This window comes from Shewanella sp. UCD-KL21, from assembly GCF_001957135.1.
In the GTDB taxonomy this organism is placed as follows: domain Bacteria; phylum Pseudomonadota; class Gammaproteobacteria; order Enterobacterales; family Shewanellaceae; genus Shewanella.
The window spans coordinates 1-22041 of the sequence record NZ_MPHK01000019.1 but is presented as its reverse complement, the minus strand read 5'-3'; the positions used below and the strand labels follow the sequence as shown (position 1 = coordinate 22041).

General features: G+C 41.3%; 19 protein-coding genes, 2 tRNA genes and 1 rRNA gene. 19 read left to right on the top strand and 3 right to left on the bottom strand.

Annotated elements, in window-relative coordinates:
* Positions 1-24 precede the first annotated feature (24 nt).
* Complete coding sequence (locus tag BM739_RS15540) at positions 25-696, bottom strand: GntR family transcriptional regulator (protein WP_076542229.1); 672 nt, start codon at positions 694-696, stop codon at positions 25-27.
* Positions 697-852: 156 nt separating this feature from the next.
* On the opposite strand from BM739_RS15540, the gene gmhB reads away from it, so the two are divergent.
* The gene (gmhB, locus tag BM739_RS15535) at positions 853-1407 is read left to right on the top strand and encodes a D-glycero-beta-D-manno-heptose 1,7-bisphosphate 7-phosphatase (RefSeq protein WP_076542227.1); all 555 of its coding nucleotides are present in this window, start codon (positions 853-855) and stop codon (positions 1405-1407) included.
* 180 nt (positions 1408-1587) lie between these two features.
* Here gmhB and BM739_RS15530 read toward each other — a convergent pair whose 3' ends face one another.
* Positions 1588-3687 (bottom strand): sulfatase-like hydrolase/transferase, encoded by a 2100-nt coding sequence (locus tag BM739_RS15530; protein ID WP_076542225.1) that lies wholly within the window; start codon positions 3685-3687, stop codon positions 1588-1590.
* A gap of 32 nt (positions 3688-3719) precedes the next feature.
* On the bottom strand, positions 3720-4100 hold the full coding sequence (locus tag BM739_RS15525) for a hypothetical protein (protein ID WP_076542223.1): 381 nt from the start codon (positions 4098-4100) through the stop codon (positions 3720-3722).
* Positions 4101-4389: 289 nt separating this feature from the next.
* Between BM739_RS15525 and BM739_RS15520 the strand changes: the two genes are divergently transcribed.
* The 18 genes from BM739_RS15520 to BM739_RS15435 all read left to right on the top strand — a co-directional run bounded on the left by BM739_RS15520 (position 4390) and on the right by BM739_RS15435 (position 21832).
* Entirely contained in the window at positions 4390-5940 is a 1551-nt protein-coding gene (locus BM739_RS15520) for a L,D-transpeptidase family protein (RefSeq protein ID WP_083698194.1), read from the top strand.
* Positions 5941-6472: 532 nt separating this feature from the next.
* The gene (locus BM739_RS15515; RefSeq protein WP_076542221.1) at positions 6473-6673 is read left to right on the top strand and encodes a Flp family type IVb pilin; all 201 of its coding nucleotides are present in this window, start codon (positions 6473-6475) and stop codon (positions 6671-6673) included.
* 93 nt (positions 6674-6766) lie between these two features.
* Entirely contained in the window at positions 6767-7339 is a 573-nt protein-coding gene (locus BM739_RS15510) for a prepilin peptidase (protein ID WP_076542219.1), read from the top strand.
* A gap of 1 nt (position 7340) precedes the next feature.
* Entirely contained in the window at positions 7341-8681 is a 1341-nt protein-coding gene (locus tag BM739_RS15505) for an AAA family ATPase (protein WP_175609536.1), read from the top strand.
* A 44-nt stretch (positions 8682-8725) separates the two neighbouring features.
* Positions 8726-9565, top strand: coding sequence for a Flp pilus assembly protein CpaB (gene cpaB, locus BM739_RS15500; protein WP_076542217.1), 840 nt, complete (start codon positions 8726-8728; stop codon positions 9563-9565).
* Positions 9566-9615: 50 nt separating this feature from the next.
* Positions 9616-11073, top strand: coding sequence for a type II and III secretion system protein family protein (locus tag BM739_RS15495; protein ID WP_076542211.1), 1458 nt, complete (start codon positions 9616-9618; stop codon positions 11071-11073).
* Between the two features lie 15 nt (positions 11074-11088).
* Positions 11089-11376: a hypothetical protein gene (locus BM739_RS15490; protein ID WP_076542209.1), complete on the top strand. Its 288-nt coding sequence runs from the start codon at positions 11089-11091 to the stop codon at positions 11374-11376.
* A gap of 21 nt (positions 11377-11397) precedes the next feature.
* The gene (locus BM739_RS15485; protein ID WP_076542207.1) at positions 11398-12702 is read left to right on the top strand and encodes a pilus assembly protein TadG-related protein; all 1305 of its coding nucleotides are present in this window, start codon (positions 11398-11400) and stop codon (positions 12700-12702) included.
* Positions 12703-12711: 9 nt separating this feature from the next.
* Entirely contained in the window at positions 12712-13185 is a 474-nt protein-coding gene (locus tag BM739_RS15480; protein ID WP_076542205.1) for a TadE/TadG family type IV pilus assembly protein, read from the top strand.
* Positions 13182-13616, top strand: a complete 435-nt coding sequence (locus BM739_RS15475; protein WP_076542203.1) for a TadE/TadG family type IV pilus assembly protein — start codon at positions 13182-13184, stop codon at positions 13614-13616. The genes BM739_RS15480 and BM739_RS15475 overlap by 4 nt, the downstream gene beginning before the upstream one ends.
* A 71-nt stretch (positions 13617-13687) precedes the next feature.
* Positions 13688-14935: a pilus assembly protein CpaE gene (locus tag BM739_RS15470; RefSeq protein ID WP_076542202.1), complete on the top strand. Its 1248-nt coding sequence runs from the start codon at positions 13688-13690 to the stop codon at positions 14933-14935.
* Positions 14936-14938: 3 nt separating this feature from the next.
* Positions 14939-16267, top strand: a complete 1329-nt coding sequence (locus tag BM739_RS15465) for a CpaF family protein (protein WP_076542200.1) — start codon at positions 14939-14941, stop codon at positions 16265-16267.
* Between the two features lie 9 nt (positions 16268-16276).
* Positions 16277-17254, top strand: a complete 978-nt coding sequence (locus BM739_RS15460; protein WP_076542199.1) for a type II secretion system F family protein — start codon at positions 16277-16279, stop codon at positions 17252-17254.
* A gap of 1 nt (position 17255) precedes the next feature.
* Complete coding sequence (locus tag BM739_RS15455; protein WP_076542197.1) at positions 17256-18227, top strand: type II secretion system F family protein; 972 nt, start codon at positions 17256-17258, stop codon at positions 18225-18227.
* A gap of 53 nt (positions 18228-18280) precedes the next feature.
* Positions 18281-19276, top strand: coding sequence for a lipopolysaccharide assembly protein LapB (locus tag BM739_RS15450; RefSeq protein WP_254843564.1), 996 nt, complete (start codon positions 18281-18283; stop codon positions 19274-19276).
* A 592-nt stretch (positions 19277-19868) separates the two neighbouring features.
* Positions 19869-21341, top strand: a 16S ribosomal RNA gene (locus BM739_RS15445).
* 200 nt (positions 21342-21541) lie between these two features.
* Positions 21542-21618 (top strand) — tRNA-Ile (locus tag BM739_RS15440).
* Between the two features lie 138 nt (positions 21619-21756).
* Positions 21757-21832, top strand: a tRNA-Ala gene (locus tag BM739_RS15435).
* Positions 21833-22041: the final 209 nt, after the last annotated feature.

Below are 22041 nucleotides of genomic sequence, written 5' to 3'. Positions count from 1 at the left end.
ACTACTGTCATTGCCCCTTTAAACCTACTTTAAATGCTGGACAACAAGTGCCTTAATGGCTTCTGCCGCATGTAAAATATGCCGCTGTAATAATTGGGTCGCGCTGTCTATATCTTTGCGTTTGCACAATTCGAAGAGTTCGCGATGCTCTCGTTCCGCCGTTGGTATGCCACCGGTTAAAAGTAGCTGTAAGCGGATATAACGATCACAGTTATTATTTAAGCCATGTACAACGTCGAGAGTATGAGGTCGATTAGCTGCTTCATATAAGCACGTATGGAACTGGATATTGAGTTCGCTCCAAGTAGCAACTGAGTCCTCTTGCTTAAAAGCCGACTCGAGTTTGGCTAGCACCTTGTCAGCCCGCTCAAAATCATCATCTTGTAGATTAGGAATTGCTTTTGCAAGCAAATCACTCTCTATCATAGCGCGTAGCTCAAATAATTCTGTGACCTGCTCAACAGAAAGCATTGTCGCAGTGGCACCTTTATGGGCTTCAAACTTGACTAACCCTTCAGCCTCTAACTGTACTAAAGCCTCACGAACAGGAATACGACTGACATTAAGTTGTGCTGCAATCGCTGACTGTCTAAGCGGTTCACCTGCTTTGATATAGCCTGAAAGTAATTGTTCTCTCAACACTTCTACTACAGCTTGGGTACGAGTTTTATGAATTATTGGCGTTATTTGACTCATTACTTCTTATAATTGTCACAAAATATCTACGGAAGGGTAACCTTTACTGGCGTTATTATAAAGTATCGATGTAAAAAATCTTCCTTTTATAATACATGTGCATATTTAACTAAGTAGTGGGATAATCACTGTAATTGAAATTTTAGGAGTAGTACCGTGAATAAAGCCATTTTTTTAGACCGTGACGGCGTTATCAATATCGATAAAGGCTACGTGCACTTGGTTGATGACTTTGAATACATTGAAGGTGTGTTTGAAGCATGCTTAGCATTTAAAAAAATGGGCTACATGGTCGTGGTGGTGACAAACCAATCTGGTATTGCTCGCGGTATGTATAGTGAAGATGACTTTCACCATTTAACTGAATGGATGGATTGGAACTTTGCAGACAAAGGTGTGGAGTTGGACGGCATCTATTATTGCCCACATCACCCAGAAAAAGGCCTTGGTGATTACAAACAAGATTGTGATTGCCGTAAACCTAAACCCGGTATGCTAAATAGTGCTGCAGAATTTTTAAAAATCGATATGAGTCAATCTATCATGGTGGGTGATAAAGCCGATGATATGCGCGCTGCTAAAGCGGCAGGAATTCCAACATCGATTTTAGTTAAAACAGGTAAAGTAGTTGATGATGCCGGGATCAATGAAGCCACTGCAGTCGTAAATAGTATTGCAGACGTGCCAGCTTATATTGAGCAGACGTTATAGTTTTACTGATACATGGCTATTTTCACGACAAACAGGCTAGCTTGCCGATGCTAGCCTTGTCGTTAATTCGTTACCATAAACCTAACGGCTTAGGTTGCTAATTAGGTCGCTAATAAAGCGCGTTATGTCTATTTACGCTGTAACTAAATAACTTTAGTCCACAGCCTTGCAAACTCATCCTTAATTCTCTAACTGAGAGTATAACCCCAATGCATTCTGACATGGCGTTTTTGGCATGTTAACCAAATCAGTTTGGTAATGGTTACACAGAGCGGTTAACATTTTTTGCCACGGGGCATTGCCTTGATAATTGGCTAGGTTGTGCCATTGCATGGTGTCAGTATTGATTAAAATGAGCCGTTCATCCTTAGGCAACATGGCGAGCTGCCACTGCTTTGCATATACAGAACGCTGCTTTAAAGCGATGTTGTTTTTATAAAACTCGGGTTTCATCACCGCTCGGCCGTTGTCTCTTACCTCATATTGTGACGCGGTTTCTGACATGACTTTATTATCATCGATGAAGCTGGTATTGATAGCGCGAACAGGTAGTGAAGACTCGACAAAAACAAATCGGCTATCATCTAAAGCTGTCTGCATCTGTGGAAGCGCTATCCCGTCAAATTGCCAATCATTATTTGTCGAATCTGATTTAAAACTAGCCACGATAGTGGGCGCAATATCAATAAGAGAGAATAACCCTGGCACCTTACCTGTGTGGTTAATCGGTTCGCCATGGTGATATCGCAAACTTGCAAGCAAGACTTGTGATTGCTCTTGAGACAAGATATTGGTGCCATGGCCCCATGCGGCCACATTGAGCTTTTCAATTTTATCCCTAGGGTTGTTATTGTCATCTTGTATTTCCGTTGCTGCAGTCAATCTATCTTGAGGTAATAAAAAACCTTCACCGTGGTCTGATAATAGATACACAATGGCATTATCTAACATGCCACGTTGGCGTAAGCCGCTGATGAAATCGGCTATTTGTACATCGACCGTTTTGATCAATTCTCGGTGCATATAATGATTGTAGTTACCATCCCAGCGTGACTTATCTAATTCAATGAAGTCTTTTGAGGTAAATGGCCAATGTAGCTGACAAAAATGTACTGCTAAAAAATTAGGCGATTCAGTAGATAACGCATTGAGTACTTCTTGATTAAACCGCATAGGATCATAGGCTTTACCATAGGCGCGATTAATATATAAATAGGGAAACATATAGCCAGAAATTGGGGTGTTTATGGCTAGGTTTACCAGAGGAATATCAGCCACATTGGCTATTATGGCATCAGCTGCGCCAACCTTAGGACCAACAATCCTATCAAAGCCATATTGCTCATCTATTTGATTAAAGCGGCGCTCATCCATTGCATAGGTTGTTTGATAGCCTTTACTTGAAAGTGAATTAAGGAGTGGCAAATTTGTATTAACTAATTCCGGTGGGGCTAAGTTAAACCTTGCTCCATTATTGACAGGATATTGTCCCGATAATATCCCCATCCAGGCCACATATGTTCGAGCTTGAGGTGTATATGCTTTATCGTAGATTAATGATTTTGCTAATAGCTGATTGAGTTTTGGCGCGATTGCATAATCTGCACCTCTGTGAGCAAGGTGGTCAGGGCGCAGTCCGTCAATCCCGATAACAAAAATATTCGGAAGTTCATTAACCTGCTTGTTACTGCTTGAAAGTGTGTTGTTACTAAACACGTAAACAGAGCCAATGGTAATAATGAGTAAACTTAATAAAGCACGGGTTTTATAACTGGATAAGCTGCTGAAAAGGGCATACATAAAGTTGCTCAGGAGTAAAAATAACAGCCCCCATAGCAGCCAAGGTTCTACTAAAATTGTGCCTCTAAATATACCCAGTAAAGATGTGGGGTATAAATAAGAGTTTGCCGCAACGACCAAAATACAGTGAAGTAATAGGATCACAATCCAGATCTGGGTCTTAATATTGTCATTGTGGCAATACTGAAACCAAGGGCGGCATGAGAGGGTGATAATTGCCGCCCAGCAAGCATGTAAGGTGACGACCATAGCAGCGAAGAATCCTAGATCGAACAGTAAACCTTGACTTAACAAGTGCTGGGTTTTGATATGTGTCATTGCAGTGGCAATGGAGAAGGGAGAGTGATCCTGTATTAACTGTTTATAGTTAAATGCAATCACAATAAGAAAAATTAATACCGCAAGCGTTCTAAAATACGTGCGCATCATAGATATCGATGGGGCGCTATGCTGAGCTTTGCTTGTTGCGGTTTTAGGCATGGCTTATCTCTTATGTTTTATAGCGAGTCATTTTAATCTGGAGTTTCATTAGTTGTTAGGTGTCGCCTTCGGACATCATCTTTGGCTTGATGCTGCATGTTTGATTGAACTTGTGTTTGGCTGAATTGCGATGCTGGCATGTTACTGAGAGATGATTGGCTAGCGTTAGAGTCAATATTAATCTGAAAATCATCGAAATGTGTGAGTAATATATCTTCATTACCCGAAGGCCAATCACCGAGAATAAGGTATCTTTCGGCCAATGTTGCCCCTGATGCTTTTTCTGTCTTAAGCGTCAGTCTTGCATCGGCAACAGTCCATGCAGGGTAAAGGATTAGCATTAACAATAGACTGATCAACGCAATTAATGCCGCTTGTATAAAATGATCTGTATTAAGGTTAGTTTTCAACATACCCGTTTATTCACTCATCTGATGTAAAAATATCCGCCCAAGTAAATAGACTAGGGATCACTCAAACTGGGAAATAATAATCAAAGTATAGATTAACAACGGACAAACGATTTAAAAATAGTCATTAAAATGGTTATAAAGACGCTAATTAGCGAGCACCCTTGTGATAAACCCTGTTGTGTACTAAACCTTGAACTACGGCTGAACCTGGTTATTAGCCTATTATATTAATCAGTGCAGTTATGCTAATTAGTTATGCTTAAGCATAGTTATATTAAGGTTGGGTGCTATGAAATTACCTCTGCTTAGCGGTCTTATTGGTTGTTATTTTTATAATCTGGTTAATCGCACGGTTTTGAACAACGTTTGGTTTTTTAAAAATGTCTTTATTACAACCTGTTTATTATTCAGTTTTAATCACTTTTTATTCGCCGCTGTAGAAAATGAGCGAGATCTTAATCTACCTCAACAGCAACTTTCTTCACTCAATAGCAATACAGCGCTAATTTGGTTTAATGATAAAGGCCCTAAACCTGTTGTAAAAAAACTTTTTACCTTAGCTAAGGACATGGGGCTTAGCGAGCAAAAGTCGATTATGTTAGCCATGACAGATAGTACTTCTTTGAGTGATTTAGATCGCCATTACTCACAGCTTTTAATTAATATACTTAATCAGCCAACAGTCAAAGGCAGTACTAAAAACCTACTCAGCCTTGAACAGTTACAGCAAGCATCAGATAGGCAGCAGTTGCCAATACTACTTGCAAATATGTTGCCCGAGCATAAGCAGGTAATATTACTCCGCGAAAAAATTAGGCAATATCAACAACTCGAAGCCTATGTTTGGCCATCAATCACTCAAATGGATTTTCGATTAGGGCAGCGAAATACTGATATTGCTAAACTAAGATGGATGCTCACCCAGCTAGAGGATATTCCGCCCAAGGAGTCCAATGGCTATCGAGATGCGATATATGATCCAATAATTTCAAACGGAATTAAACATTTTCAATCAAGGCATGGTCTGGATGTTAGTGGGGAATTAGACAAGCAAACGTTGCAGGCCTTAAATATGCCGCCATCTCATCGTATTGCTCAAATGCGACAAGCGCTATATCGTTGGTTTGAATTACCAGCTCAATTACCTTTCAACTACATTTGGGTAAATATTCCATCATATCAGCTACATGTGATGGAAAATGAAGCGAGCATTATGAGTATGAGGGTCATTGTAGGTAAACCTGATACCCCCACGCCGCCAATGCAGACCCAATTAACCTTGCTTACCGTAAACCCCACATGGACGCCACCTGCTAGTATTGTCTATGGTGAATTATTACCTAAAAATAGTCAGTCACCCGGTTATTTAGCCAGCCATGGGTTTGAGTTACGTAAGCACTCAGCTGGTCATTCGTCTGTGCTGCCTATAGGAAATATCCCGCGTCAGCAAGTCGTTAGTTTACTAAAGGAGTATCAGTTGGTGCAGCAACCTGGTACCAATAATTCTCTCGGAAAATATCGATTTTCAATACCCAACGATGAAGCGATATTCCTGCATGATACCCCAGCAAAATCATTGTTTTCTCATTCGCAGCGAGCCCTGAGTCATGGTTGTGTGCGGCTAGAAAATGCGCGCGGCCTAGTCAATTACTTGCTGGGTCGTCATATTAATCAACCAGCTTTCTCTATCGATAATGCGATACAGCAAAAGCGTCCAAAGTCTTTTTCGTTATCAAAGCCTCTACCCGTTTTAATGACATACCTAACGACTTGGATTGATGGCAAGGGCGTTTTACAGTTTCGGCCAGATATATATCAGCTTAACTCAGATGTGCTGTAATGCTGATATAACTTGAGTTGATGGATATTTAACGCATTAATCATCATCGTTTTCATGCTGTTATTTTTGAAATGGCACAAAGTTACTTCAACAGTTCCTAATGAATATTAGATATAAGGCAGTCGTCATTTTTGCTTTAATTTATCTAGCTAAAGATAACGTTTAATTTGTAGATTTAACCTTGCTGCTGTCATTGATCTAGATCAGCAAAGTGTAATTTATAGACTTTACTACTATGGAAATTTTCTAATTTTAATTATTTCAAAAAAAGTTGTGAATATTTAAAATATATTTTCAATATCGCCTACTAAATAAACAATACTTTGCTACCTTTAAATGTAGCGGCAATGTAATGACGGTGTGACAACCCAGTGTTAGTGGTGCGTTGTTAAGGTTGCTGGTTAAAAAGACGGTCTAAAATATCAATATTTAGCTGTCGGCAATAAACAATGGCACCGCCATTAAGGATCAAGTAAGTAAAGGGGTGGGATACCCGTATTATGGTGCCCCATTTAGCTGTTTGGAGAATATTATGAACCTTACTAATTTACTGAAAGATTTTGTTGAAGATGAAAGTGGTTTGACTGCTGTTGAGTATGCAATTGCTGGTGGCTTAGTTGTTGGCGGTATGATTGCAGCATTTAACCTTTTAGGTGATAACGCAACAACTAAAATTGAGTGTTTAGCGTCAGCAGTGAATGGCGCAAGCACAGATTGTACTACTGGTGGTTAGCTACGGTAGTTAATTTTAAGCTATAAATTTGCCCAGCTTCGCTTTTTATCTGGGCAATTCTCTCATTTATTTCCCTTGAATCAGGTTAACGCCATGAGTGAATATCAACTCTTACTGCAGTTGTGTTTAGCTGGGCTATTCTTTTTAATCGCCATAGCCTCAGATTTAGCGACCCAGCGTATTCCCAATCTATTATGTTTAATTGCTATCTTTACTGGTTTTGCCATTAATGGTTATTACGCACAGCTGAATGGTTTGTTGCTTGCAAGCTTTGGTTTTGGCTTGGCATTTTTAATGCTTTTTCCAGTATTTGTTATACGGGTATTGGGGGCGGGAGATGTCAAACTGATGATGGGGATTGGCGCCTTGATGGGACCAGAACTGCTGCTTTGGAGCATATTGTATGGCATCGCCGCAGGCTCAATCACCAGCTTATTGTTAGTGATTTGGCGAACTGGGATAGCAGGATTAGCAAAGACACTGAAACGTTACTGGGATTGTATTTACTGTAAAACTTATTTTAAGCCCGAAATGGGTGAGGCCGCGGGTCAAAAAGTCCCCTACGCACCTGCTTTAGCTATTGGCTGGGCTGTGGCGTGTAGCATAAATTATGACTTACAGAATGTGTATATTCAGCTAAGTCATTATTTGGGAATGGAGGCCTGATATGTTGCAATCTGAATCAAATAACACTGCGGATTTTAACCGTGAATCTGATGATATCCAAACTGAGACAGCGGATAGTAATGATGTTAGTAAGTTAGCGCCTAAACCTATCACCATCGAAGCGACAGGGCTGTCGGAGTCTTTATTACTTGATCTTGTCACCAAACATATTTTTACTTCAGGTGTACTCACCAAAGAGCAAATGGTTGCAAAAATCGGTATTACAGGCGGCATTTTGCAACAGTTACTGGATACCGCCAAGAAATTGGGCTGGGTTGAAAATCGACAAACCACCCTTGATGGACAAATGCGTTACGCATTAAGCCATACTGGTGAAATTCATGCAAAGTTGGTATTTAGCCGCAGTGGTTACATCGGTTTAGCGCCTATTCCTCTCAAGCAATATATTCCTATTTGTAAGCAGCAATCGAGTCGAGCACGCCCGATAACCTACGAGATGTTAGAACGAGGGCTCAAAGATCTGGTTTTGCCTGAAGACTTACTCTTTAAGATTGGCCCTGCGATGAACTCCAGTCGGCCTGTATTAATTTATGGCCCACCAGGAACCGGTAAAAGTTACCTATGTCGCCACCTTAATTTAACCTTAGGGGATGATGTATTGATTCCTTATGCCATTGCGATAGGTAATGAAATTATTCAGGTGTACGACCCTGAGTTACATCACCGCAGTGAAATGGACTCAGGTGATAACCCGTTAGATTTGAACAGTGGTCATGATCCAAGGTGGATTAAATGCCAGCGACCACTGCGGATTACAGGTGGTGAACTCACAGCGGAAATGCTGGAAGTACAATTTGATACCCATAGTCGTACTTATATGGCACCACTGCAACTCAAAGCCAACAATGGTATTTTGCTGCTTGATGATTTAGGGCGCCAACGTATCAGCGCGAAGCAATTATTTAACCGTTGGATTATTCCGATGGAAGAGCACCGAGACTTTTTAAGTCTGCAGTCTGGTGAGCATTTTGAAATTCCATTTGAATTGATTTTACTCTTTTCAACTAACCTTGATCCCAAGGAGTTAGTTGATGAAGCATTTTTACGTCGCCTTGGTTATAAAATTCATTTTGATGCTCTAGACAGTGAGTTATATCGAAAAATTTGGTTTCGGGTTTGCGATGAATTAGGTCTTGTTTGTAGTGACGCCAATTATGAGTACCTCATCAGGGAATATCATATTAAATACCATAAACCTCTCATTCCCTGTTACCCAAGAGATCTACTTGGGATCATGTCAGATCAAATTTGCTTTATGAAACTTGAATCAGTAGTAACTCAGTCGCTCATTGACTCAGCTTGGTCAATTTACTTTGTTTAATAAACAATAAGATAGCACTTTATAGTTAACATAAGGAGTTCACTATGAATAGCAAAACGATTCTTTTCATCGTCTTGTCGCTAGTATTTGGTGCGATTGCCGTTTTCCTCGCTCAAAACTGGCTCAAGTCAAATACCCCGACGACGAATTCTGGTCAAACGACTACGGTGGTGACTTTATCTAGCTTGGTGCCAATGGGAACCATTATTGATAGGAAGCATTTGGTGTTAACAGCTGTGCCTGATGATATCGCGCCAAAAGGATCAGTTACTAATTTTGAAGACGCTGAAGGCAAGGTCGTTAATCAAAAGCTTTACCCTGGTGAAATCCTACGTCATGAAAAACTGACCACTAAAGGTGAAGGAAGTACCTTAGCCAGCCTTATTAAACATAATATGAGAGCCGTGACTATAAGGGTCAATGATGTTGTCGGGGTTGCAGGTTTTTTATTACCGGGTAATCGAGTTGATGTAATTAACCTATATAAAGAAGGTAATTATAAAACCGATATCGTACTGTCTAATGTCAAGATTCTAGCCATCGATCAGCGCGCATCAAATGATGAGAATAAACCAATGTTAGTGCGTGCGGTGACATTGGAATTAAGCATGGAGCAAGCTGAGCTACTGTTAATTGCCAAAGGACGTGGCTCGTTGCAGTTAGCATTAAGAAACCCTAATGATGATGCGCAAGTTGAGGTTGCGTCGCTCGATGACGACAACCAGCTTCAAGAACAGCTTTCATCAACCACGGCTATTCCACAGGAGGAAGTTATTCCATCCTCCACACCATTAGAGAAAGTTGTATTTGTTCAGTCTAATTCTAAAGCCAAGGTGTTAGTCCTTAAAGGAATGAATGAACAAGAGATTAAGGTAAATAATTAGTCGCTTGAAAACTTAATTTATACAACCCAAGGGTTGAAAAGGAGACGGATATGCTGCATTTAACGGGCAAGCTTTGGCAGCTAGGGTGCCTACTAATAGTAGTCATCTCTATATCGGTGAATCAATCAGCGCAGGCTGGTGGGCCAATTGATGGTGAAAAAGAACTAAAACTGATCCCTATTTTTAAATCACGAGTATTGGTATTGCCTAAATCAGTTCATCGAGTGTCAGTGGGTAACCCTGATATTGCCGATATAAAGTTGCTACCTAAAAATGAACTGTATGTATTAGGTAAAAAACTGGGCAGTACCAACATCATGGTTTGGGGCAAAAACGAAGTACTTACCAATGTAATGGATATTGAAGTAACCCATGACTTGAATGGTTTAAAGCTGCGATTACACGAGTTTTTACCTGCTGAGAAACTAGCGGTGCAAACTTCACAAGGCCAACTATTACTCAGTGGGCAAGCCTCAAATTTACAGAAAATGAATACGGCAGTTGAGTTAGCGCAAGCCTATGTAGATTCTGCCCCCACAGTAGGGAAACCTAAAAGTACCGTACTGAACATGATGACGATTGGCGGAGGCCATCAAGTGATGCTTGAGGTGGTTGTTGCCGAAGTTCAACGAGAGGTTGCCCGTCAATTTGACTCTAAGTTTTTAATTTTTAATCAAGGGGATAACCTTTCAGGTGGTGTTGTTGGTGGCGGAGGAGGTGTTGTCGACACCGGTATTGGCGGCGTCATCAGTAAAGGCTTTTTTGCCCAATACATTAATAATGATTTGCTAATGAACTTTGCGTTAGATGTCGCCAAACAAAATGGTTTAGCCAAAGTATTAGCCGAGCCCAACGTGACGGCAATGAGCGGTCAAACAGCAGAGTTTCTATCTGGTGGCGAATTTCCTATTCCGGTACCCGATCGGGATGGCAGTACCACCATTCAGTATCGTGATTTCGGTGTCGGGGTTAAGTTTCTCCCAACGGTTCTCGATTCTGGTCAGATAAATCTAAATTTAAATGTTGTGGTGAGTGAAATCAGTAATGCTAACGCTGTGTCAATACAGAGTAGTAATACCTCGGCAATTATGGTGGTGCCGTCACTTGTTAAGCGCAGCACTGCTACTACGGTTGAATTAGCTGATGGGCAAACCATTGCCATCAGTGGCCTTATCAGCGACACCTTACGTGAAAATATTGATAAGGTGCCCGGTCTAGGCGATGTTCCTGTTTTAGGTCAACTTTTTTCCAGTAAAAGTTTTCGAAGTGGCCAAACTGAATTAGTTATTTTAGTGACCCCTCGGCTTGTTAGACCTTTTAATAAAAAGGATATCGCCCTGCCAACAGATGGCTTTGTTTCCCCATCAGATATGGAGTTTTACTTATTAGGTAAGATTTCAACCAAAAAGCAACCTGAGCAGAAAGTCGATACGCCATACGAACCCGTGATGTCTAATGTCAAAATTGAAAACAGTGGTACCCAACAAAAGTATGGGCATTCACTTTAGATTGGAGCGTTGAATATGAGTAACTTAAATGTAACAGCAAGCTTGATAAATAAGCTGGCATTGCTGTCTATGGTCTTGCTCTTATCTGCTTGTGAGAGTGTCCATAATTTCACTATGAATGACAGTTATCACCAATTAAAAAATGTCCAAATACTTGATCCCGACGCCTCAGAGCGAAACGATGGTTTGGTATTAAGCCTTGAAGGCAATTATGGTCGTCAGGTGATGCTCAAATACCGTCAAAGTAGCGAAGCTCCCATTAGTGCAAAAGAAATGGGCTCGTCATCTATCATCATGGATTAGTCAAAAGTATTGGGGGTTGCAATGTATAGCACGACTCATTGTTATTCTAAGCGAACCTTAGGTGACAAAAGACGTCAATGCGGTGCGATTTTAGTGATGTTTACCATCGGCTTATTTTCATTATTGGCCGTTGCGGCATTAGCACTCGATGGCGGTCATTTGCTGCTGAGTAAAGGGCGGCTTCAAAATGCTGTCGATGCATCGGCATTGCATGCTGCTAAGACACTTGACGGTGGCGCAACGCTTGCTGAAGCCCGCCAAGCAGCAGTGAGTATGTTGTCACAAAATATGGCATTTAAAGAAAACAATGAACTTGAAACCAATATCAGTTTCTCGCCAGCTAATTACAGCAATAATGCGGTAACGACGAATATTGTCGTCGAGTTTTCTCTATTACCAGATCCTTTTATCCCCGTTGCAAATGCTGACAGTGAATATGTCCGCGTCAGAGTCGAAGATGTCGGATTAGATAATTTTTTCGCACAGTTACTCAGTTTTAATAAACGGGTCAGAGCTTCGGCAGTGGCGGGGCGCAGTACCGACATTGTTTGTAATAATAGGTTGGTGCCATTGTTGGTGTGCGCAGTTAATGATGACCCTAATTTTACGACCACAAATGCTAGTGGCGTAACGGTACCTGCCCCTTACGGTATCGCAACCAATAGTTTATATGCCATGAAGTCCGGTTCGGCACAAGCAAGTGATCCTGCTATAGGCCCAGGTAATTTTCAGCTTCTAGCTTTAGATGGTACAGGTGCAAGTGTACTGCGCTCATCCCTTGGTGGTGAGTATTCCCCTAATTCTTGTATTGGCGCGGGCGATATTGTTCCTACCGAGCCTGGTAATAATGTCGGCCCAGTGTCTCAAGGTATCAATACCCGCTTTGGTGAATGGCAAGGGGGAGGGCTGAACTCAACCGATCACCCAAGAGATAGGAATATTTGTCAAGGCGACCGAATTAATCTTGACGGCGATGGCAATATCAGTAATCCAACAGCGGCATATTATAACTATTCTCAATACCAAGCTGATACCGATACCAATAGTTGTATTGATAACAGTATTGCCGCAAATAATCGCCGCGCAATGCCAGTGGTTATTGGTGTTTGTGATGGTATGACTAACGGACGCAACGATATAGAAGTTAAAACGATAGGTTGTTTTTTCTTGGTTCAGGATGTTGCCAATGGTGGTCAAGAGTCGTTCATAGTGGGTGAGTTTGTGAATGAATGTCCTGGCACTGGTAATGCGTCTGTTGACCCTAATTTTGTCAGCAACAATTACACCATTGTGCTGTATAGAGATCCCGATAGCCCTGATTCCTAGGAGATTGCTATGAAGTGTTTATCACAACAAGGGGTAGCGGCAGTAGAGATGACAATTCTATTGCCTATTATGTTGTTACTGATTTTTGCAACGGCTGAATTAGGACGCTTTTTATATCAATATAATACCCTGACAAAATTGGTACGTGATGCCGGAGTGTATTTAGGTGCCCATGCAGACACTCGTCAGACTAGCAATTTACCAAACCCGTTTATTGATGCGGAATGTGGGAACTGCATTGCTGAAACAAAAAACCTCTTGGTATATGGCTCTACTAATACAGGGACAACGCCTCAATTAAGCGGGTTAACAACTAGCGATATTACTATTACAGAATCTCCAGCAGGAAGCCGTAGGTTAGTGATTTCGGTGTCTTATGATTGGCAGCCATTATTCGGCGAGAAGTTGGTGTCGTTTGGTTTTGGTGATGATGTCGATCTCAGTTTTAATTTGAATACTCATTACGCGGTGACAGCATTATGAAACGTGTCAAGGGGATCTACTCTGTTGAGTTTGCCATTGTTGCCGGTGTATTTTTTCTATTGCTGTTTAGCGCGATAGAAGTTGGTAGGTTGCTATACACCTATAGTGTTTTGCAAGAAGCATCGAGGCGAGCAGCGCGGCTGGCGATTGTTTGTCAGCCAATCACCAATATCGACAATTTAGCGTTATTTAACGGTGCTAAGTTAGTGCCTAATTTATCAGCTGCTAACCTTGATATTAGCTATTTATCGCGGACTGGCACCCCTGTTACCGGCGCTGATATTGAACTGGTAAAGGCTGAGATAAAAGATTATCAATTTAATTTTTGGATACCTGGGTTATCTATCAACTTAAATTCACCAGTATTTACCACCATTCTTCCACGGGAAAGTCTTGGTGTATTTCCTGGAGGAACGACGGTATGTCAATAAATAACTTTATTAATAAAATTAACGACTATAGTAAATATATGACTGACAGAAGTAAGTCAAAGGTTGATTAAATGGAAAAACCACTAGAATTGTTTTCAACAACATCAAGTGCTCCTTCAAAAGCAGGTGACTTAATGGATTTTTATATGTCCTCGCCACTTAATGTGCTGTTAATTAATGCACAAAAGGCGTTTTTACCTCAGATAGAGGCTAATTTGACACAATGTGTCAAATTAAACTGGGAAAAAACGTCAGATTTAAGCGGCAGTAAAAATGTCGATGTCACTGGTAAGCCATTTAATTTGATATTACTTGTTATACCTAACGACGAAGAGTTAGCAAAACAAGTGTTAGCTTGTGCTTCCAGTTATCAAACCGATGTCATTATATTGGGACAAGACACTCCTCAAAATGTGCTTCGTCATGCATTTCAATTTGGTGTAAGCGATTTTATTCCTCTTGATGCTCCTGATGTAGAATTACTCAATGCACTGAAGCAAATTGCAGTAAAGCAAAGTGATCAAGCAGAGCTAGCACCCGTTCTAGCTGTGATAAATGGTAAAGGGGGCTCAGGAGCGAGCTTTATATCCTCATGCTTAGCGGCCATTTCAGCAGAACTTGGTAATGTTGATGTGGCGCTTCTTGATACAGATCTGCATCACGGGGCCTTAGCCCACATTCTTGGGGTGGAACCCAATTATTATCTTTCGGATGCATTACAAGCGTTAGACGATCTTGATGAGGTTGCATTACAAAGCGCAATGACATCCATCGGGTCGTTACATTTATTAGCAGCTGCGCCGTTTTCATTATTAAATTTAAATAACGATATCAAATTAGAGAACATGTATGACCTGTTAACCAAATGCAGGCAGCATCATCAACAAGTCATTTTAGATTACTCTCGTGGACCAGAATATTGGAATATTGAATTACTCCGCAATGCAGAGATTTTGGTCGTTGCCCAGCAAAACCTGATTATTATCAGAGAAGTCAATGCGTTAATACAGCAATTGGTGAATCTTATCGGCATTGAAAGAAGCCGAATTCATATCCTTGTTAATCGTTATGATAAATCCAATACGCAAATAAAGTTAAATGATATAAAAAAAGCGCTTGGCATTGATTCGATTTCCGTAGTTGCGAATGACTATAAGTTAGCAAGTGAATGTGTCGATATTGGTAAACCGATTACATCAATTGCTAAAAAACAACGAATGTATTTAGATTTGCAAAAATTAACCCAAGAGTTAATTCCTTCTAACAGTAATCTACAAAAAAAATCATCGAGTTTGTGGGATCGTTTAATGGGAAATTAAAGTATGGATAATCAAACGAGTCTAACTAGCACTGACGTGTATCAGCCACTAACTATTGAAGAGCAGCAACTTAAGATTAAGTTATATGACAGATTACTGAGCGTAATGGACCTGTCTTTAATCGAAACGGTTTCTTCAGATCAAGCACGTGTTCAAATTAGTGAAATATGCGAAAGGCTTATTAATGATTTGCATGTACCAATCAATCTGACCTCTAGAAAGAAATTAATAAAATTAATTATTGATGAAGTCTTGGGGCTAGGCCCGTTAGAAACATTATTAGCCGATCCAACTATCTCAGATATCTTGGTTAACTCCTTTGACAGAGTCTATGTCGAACGACTAGGTAAGTTAGAAAAAGTGAATATCAAGTTTCATAGCGATGCTCACCTGCTCAATATCATCGATCGTATTGTATCTAGCGTCGGTAGACGTATCGATGAATCATCCCCTATGGTTGATGCTCGACTCGCTGATGGCTCAAGGGTTAATGCTATTATCCCGCCTCTAGCGTTAGATGGCCCATCTCTGTCTATACGTCGATTTGCAGTGGATAAATTAACCGCACCTGAATTAATTGAGTTTGGTTCAATCACTGCCGATATGGTGGAGTTATTACAAGGTGCAGTTAAAGGTAAATTAAATGTACTGGTGTCTGGCGGTACTGGTAGCGGTAAAACCACGTTACTGAATATGCTTTCGGGCTATATTCCAGCTAATGAACGCATTGTCACCATTGAAGATTCAGCAGAACTTCAACTCCAGCAAGAGCATACTGTCCGTTTAGAAACTCGACCACAAAATATCGAAGGTCGCGGCGAAATCACCCAACGTGACTTGGTAAAAAATTGCCTTCGAATGCGCCCTGACAGAATTGTCATTGGTGAGGTGCGTGGTGGAGAAGCGTTGGATATGCTGACCGCAATGAATACCGGTCACGAAGGTTCACTAACAACATTGCATGCCAACAGCCCACGAGATGCCCTCGGCAGGTTGGAGTATATGGTTTGTATGGCCGGATTTGATATGCCTGTGAGTAATATCAGGACACAAATAGCATCGGCAATTGACTTGGTTGTACAGCTTGAAAGGCAAGAAGATGGCCGCAGAAGGGTGATAAGTATCCAAGAAATCAATGGTATGGAAGGCGACATCATAACCATGTCAGAGATATTTCGCTTTTCACGTGAAGGCGTTGATGAACAAGGTCAAATTATTGGTCATTTTAATGCCACAGGTGTTGTGCCCAACTTCCATTCTAAATTAAAGCAGCATGGTATTGATCTGCCATTTAAGCTATTTAATTGCGGTGACCCATTCGCTAATTTTTAGGAGTCTTTTATGCCTTCCAATGAAATTATTTTCTTAGGTTTAATTTTTATCGCAGTTATTTTTCTTTCTCAGGCGTTATTTTTACCTGTCTATAGTCCACAACGAGCAAATACTGCCCAAGTACGTAAACGATTACAGCAATTATCCCAAGAGTCTGGTGATGGTGTACTTGAAACTTCTTTACTGAGAAAAAATCGGTTAAGTAAAGTCGGCAAACTGGGACGAGCTTTAGAAAGCATAGGTTTCATTGAAGACTTAAGTTACCGTCTCGAGTTGGCCGATTATCGACTGTTAGGGCATCAATTTTTATTTTTAGCATTGTTTGTTGCAACGTCAATAGGGCTAGCAAGTTGGTGGTATTTTCGTCAGCCACTAATGGTTATTTTTGCTGTATGCATAGTATTTTTATTGTTTTATTTGAAATTAAATCGTGATATCGCAAAAAGAATGGACGCGATAGAGGCAAGTTTTCCGGATGCGCTTGATGTATTAAGACGCGCTTTACAAGCCGGTTACTCGTTTTCAGATGCGATAAAACTGGTTACAGAAGAGATGGAAGGCCCATTAGCCAAAGAATTTAGCTTGATGTTTGCCAACATCAATTACAGTAAAGATACCAAAAGGGCGATTCTTGGCTTCATTGAGCGAGTACCAAGTGTTTCGGCGATGGCGTTCTCCAGTGCCGTTATGGTGCAGAAAGAAACCGGCGGTAATCTAGCTGAGAATATTGATAACTTGGCACAGGTGATCCGTAAACGTTTTATGTTTAGGCGTCGAGTAAGAACATTGTCGGCAGAGGGGCGTTTATCTGCGTGGATTTTAATTTTATTACCGTTTGTATTATTTGCGGTTATTTATTTACAAACTCCTGACTATGTAGGAGAGCTGACCGGCACTGAAGATGGTAAGAGCTTGCTGATGTGGGGCGCAATTGGGATGACCATAGGTGGCTTTTGGATCAGTAAATTGATTAGGATTGATATGTGATATGGACTATTTAATTGGACTTATTAATCAAACATTTGACAATCCTCAGCATGTTGAGTGGGCTATTTACATTGTTGCAGCAATAGTAGGTATTACCTTTGCTCTTTCAATTTCTTTGTTAGTGAGCGGTGTTTACTCACCCGTTCGTAAACGTTTGCAACAAATATCTGGGGGTAATAATCAGGCTGCAGCGGCTGAAAGTCATGAGGTAAATAAAACCTTAGAGCATGGCATTGGCCGATTAGGTAAAGTGCCATTTTTAAACTTATCTAATAATGAAACGAGACGGCTGCTAATCCATGCAGGGCTGCATTCCGATAGTGCATTGGCTGTCTTCAGCGCCATACGCTTACTACTGTTACTTATAGGTGCAGTACTTTCTATTGCCGTTTTGAAATTATTCCCAGATTTATCGACATTAATTAGCATTTACCTAGTGTGTTTAATTATGGGAGGATTTTTTCTGGCGCCTTCTTTAGTGTTGACCTACTTAGCTAATAAACGTATGCGCTCTTTACGTGTTGGCTTTCCTGATGCGCTTGATTTGCTAGTGGTATGTTGTGAAGCGGGTTTAGGACTATTAGCAGCAATGCAACGTGTTGCTCGTGAACTCTCATTAAGTCATCCCAACTTATCCGGTGAATTAGAGTTAGTGTGTAATAAAGTTAGAGCAGGTCTCACGATTAAGGTGGCTTTAAGTGAATTTACCGAACGAACAGGTCTAGAAGATATTAAAGGCCTTAACTCAGCAATCTCACAAAGTATGCGCTTAGGTACGGGGATTGCTGCGACATTAAGAGTGTTTTCAGAAGAATATCGAGATAAGCGGTTACAACAAGCAGAAGAGCAAGCTGCAAAAATGGCGGTAAAAATGATTTTTCCGATGATGTTTTGTATCTGGCCATCCTTTTTTATTGTCGCTGTAGGCCCAGCGATACTTAAAGTAATGAAAGTATGGGGGCAAGCCTTTTAACATGAATGTTATATCGATATTTCTTACACAAGGTTCAGCAAGGAGTGGGCTATATGTCAATGATGAAACGTAATCTATATTATTTTTTCATGCTGGCAATGTTTAGTTGCAGCCTTTTTTTGGTAGGTTGTGCATCAGTAGATGATGATCTTGAAGTAACAAAAAAACCGCAACGTGAAGATTTATATCAAGGGAAGTCTCAGATTGCAGTGGGTGGAGCACCACAATCAGAAATGGAAGCGATTAATCAAGCTCAAGATGCAGAACGTTCTGGTGATTTAGATAAAGCATTGTACGCTTACATACAAGCACTAGACTTCAATCAGCTAAATGCTGACACATTTTATCAAATCGCACGAATACACGTTGCTAAAGGTAATAAAGAAATTGCATTAAAGGCATATAACGAAGCGCTGACAATTAACCCTGACCATAGATTAGCAAATGCAGAGCTTGGAATCCTCGAGATAGATAGACGGCAATATAGGTTAGCAAGAAAGCATCTTGAAAAAACCGTATTACTTGATCAACAGCGCCTATCATCGATTAAGAGTAAGTCGGTTGCAGCTAAATTCCTCCCTTTAGATGAACTATCACCATTAAGGGTCTATAACGCGCTGGCGATATTAGAAGATCTAGAGAATAACAATGAAGCTGCGAGAACATATTTTAGACTGATATTAGCTTTCCAACCTCAATCAGCAATTATCGCTACCAATTTAGGGTATTCATTTTATCTTGTGGGAGACTTTGATAATGCAGAGTCATACCTCAAGCAAGCACTAAGAGCAGATCCGAGTTTTACCCGAGCATGGTCAAATTTAGGCCTTGTATATATCCGTCAAGGAAATTACAGAAGGGCACTGGCAAGTTTTGAGCAAACCATGACAACAGCCGATGCTTTGAATGATCTTGGTTATTTTTTGATGCTAGAAGGAAAGTACGAACAAGCGATAAGTTTGTTTAAGCAAGCCATTGATACTTCACCGACCTATTTTGAGCGAGCACATAAAAATCTAAAAATAGCCTTAGCATCTAAGATTAACTAAAACTGACCGTTATTAACTATGAAATGGCTTTGGGATAACCAGTCAGCAGCGATAACGAATAAAAGCACTTAAGTAATGGATTAAGCAGCTACCAATGAGTCACTGGGTTAATTAATAGTATTGCAGACGTGCCAGCTTATATTGAACAGAAGCTATAATCGGGGATTAAAAGCAATTAAACCGCCATAAAACAGCTTTATTGCTTGGTTTTGAATCGATACGCTTAAAAAAAACGCACTTGAATCGATATTTGTCAATTAGTTTATAAAAGCCCTTGCGCGAAAATTTAGTTTCCCTATAATGCGCACCACTGACACGGAACGCAGCGTCTTAACGCTAGTTACCGAGTCCGCTCTTTAACAATTTATCAAGTAATCTGTGTGGACACTCACAGGTGTTGAGTTAATCGAAATTGCTCATTCTTTTTCGTAAAGAATGATGCAATCAAAATTATTACTCAATGTAACGATGAGTGTTCATAGCAATATGTAACAAACGTTTTAGAGATTCTTCCGAGTCTTTAAATCGAAATCAGAATTCATTGAGCCGAAGCTTTACTTTTATTTATAAGAGTGAATGTTTCAACAAACTTTAATTGAAGAGTTTGATCATGGCTCAGATTGAACGCTGGCGGCAGGCCTAACACATGCAAGTCGAGCGGTAACAGGAATTAGCTTGCTAATTTGCTGACGAGCGGCGGACGGGTGAGTAATGCCTAGGGATCTGCCCAGTCGAGGGGGATAACAGTTGGAAAYGACTGCTAATACCGCATACGCCCTACGGGGGAAAGGAGGGGACCTWCGGGCCTTTCGCGATTGGATGAACCTAGGTGGGATTAGCTAGTTGGTGAGGTAATGGCTCACCAAGGCGACGATCCCTAGCTGTTCTGAGAGGATGATCAGCCACACTGGGACTGAGACACGGCCCAGACTCCTACGGGAGGCAGCAGTGGGGAATATTGCACAATGGGCGAAAGCCTGATGCAGCCATGCCGCGTGTGTGAAGAAGGCCTTCGGGTTGTAAAGCACTTTCAGTAGGGAGGAAAGGTTAACGGTTAATAACCGTTAGCTGTGACGTTACCTACAGAAGAAGGACCGGCTAACTTCGTGCCAGCAGCCGCGGTAATACGAGGGGTCCAAGCGTTAATCGGAATTACTGGGCGTAAAGCGTACGCAGGCGGTTCATTAAGCCAGATGTGAAATCCCCGGGCTCAACCTGGGAATTGCATTTGGAACTGGTGAACTAGAGTCTTGTAGAGGGGGGTAGAATTTCAGGTGTAGCGGTGAAATGCGTAGAGATCTGAAGGAATACCGGTGGCGAAGGCGGCCCCCTGGACAAAGACTGACGCTCATGTACGAAAGCGTGGGGAGCAAACAGGATTAGATACCCTGGTAGTCCACGCCGTAAACGATGTCTACTCGGAGTTTGGTGCCTTGAGCACTGGGCTCCCAAGCTAACGCATTAAGTAGACCGCCTGGGGAGTACGGCCGCAAGGTTAAAACTCAAATGAATTGACGGGGGCCCGCACAAGCGGTGGAGCATGTGGTTTAATTCGATGCAACGCGAAGAACCTTACCTACTCTTGACATCCAGAGAATTCGCTAGAGATAGCTTAGTGCCTTCGGGAACTCTGAGACAGGTGCTGCATGGCTGTCGTCAGCTCGTGTTGTGAAATGTTGGGTTAAGTCCCGCAACGAGCGCAACCCCTATCCTTATTTGCCAGCACGTTATGGTGGGAACTCTAGGGAGACTGCCGGTGATAAACCGGAGGAAGGTGGGGACGACGTCAAGTCATCATGGCCCTTACGAGTAGGGCTACACACGTGCTATTGGAGTCTGCAACTCGACTCCATGAAGTCGGAATCGCTAGTAATCGTAGATCAGAATGCTACGGTGAATACGTTCCCGGGCCTTGTACACACCGCCCGTCACACCATGGGAGTGGGCTGCACCAGAAGTAGATAGTCTAACCTTCGGGAGGACGTTTACCACGGTGTGGTTCATGACTGGGGTGAAGTCGTAACAAGGTAGCCCTAGGGGAACCTGGGGCTGGATCACCTCCTTACCTATACGACTAACTTAATGTTTGTTGAGTGTTCACACAGATTACTTGATAGAAAGAAAGAGAAAGATATCGAAAGGTATTTTTGAGTATTTTGATTGTTAATCAAGGCGCATGAGAAGTGAAAGAGGACGTGTAGTACACTACATGACGATTGAACGACGAAAGCAACGCTGAGTAACGGTTAAAAAACCAAAAAGAATGGGTCTGTAGCTCAGCTGGTTAGAGCGCACCCCTGATAAGGGTGAGGTCGGTGGTTCAAGTCCACTCTGACCCACCAAATCTTCATTTTATCTGCGTTAATTAAATACTCGTTTAGTGAACTAAACGTCGCATTGAATTAACTGGCTAAAATTCGATTTGGCTTCGCCAATTACTATAATTGGTACCTTGATATCCAACTCAACTGCATGTAAATGGGGCTATAGCTCAGCTGGGAGAGCGCCTGCCTTGCACGCAGGAGGTCTGCGGTTCGATCCCGCATAGCTCCACCATTTACATCTTCTCAATAATTTGAGTCGACATATGCAATTAAGAGATGCCAAAGATAATCTAACCATTATCTTTGGCTTTTTTTAGCCCGTTCTTTAACAATTTGGAAAGCTGATAGTATTTAATACGATGATGTCTGTCGTTGTATTAATTACAAATCGTATTATTGGGAAATTAATCCTTTTCTAATAATACATTGAGTTCTCAAAAC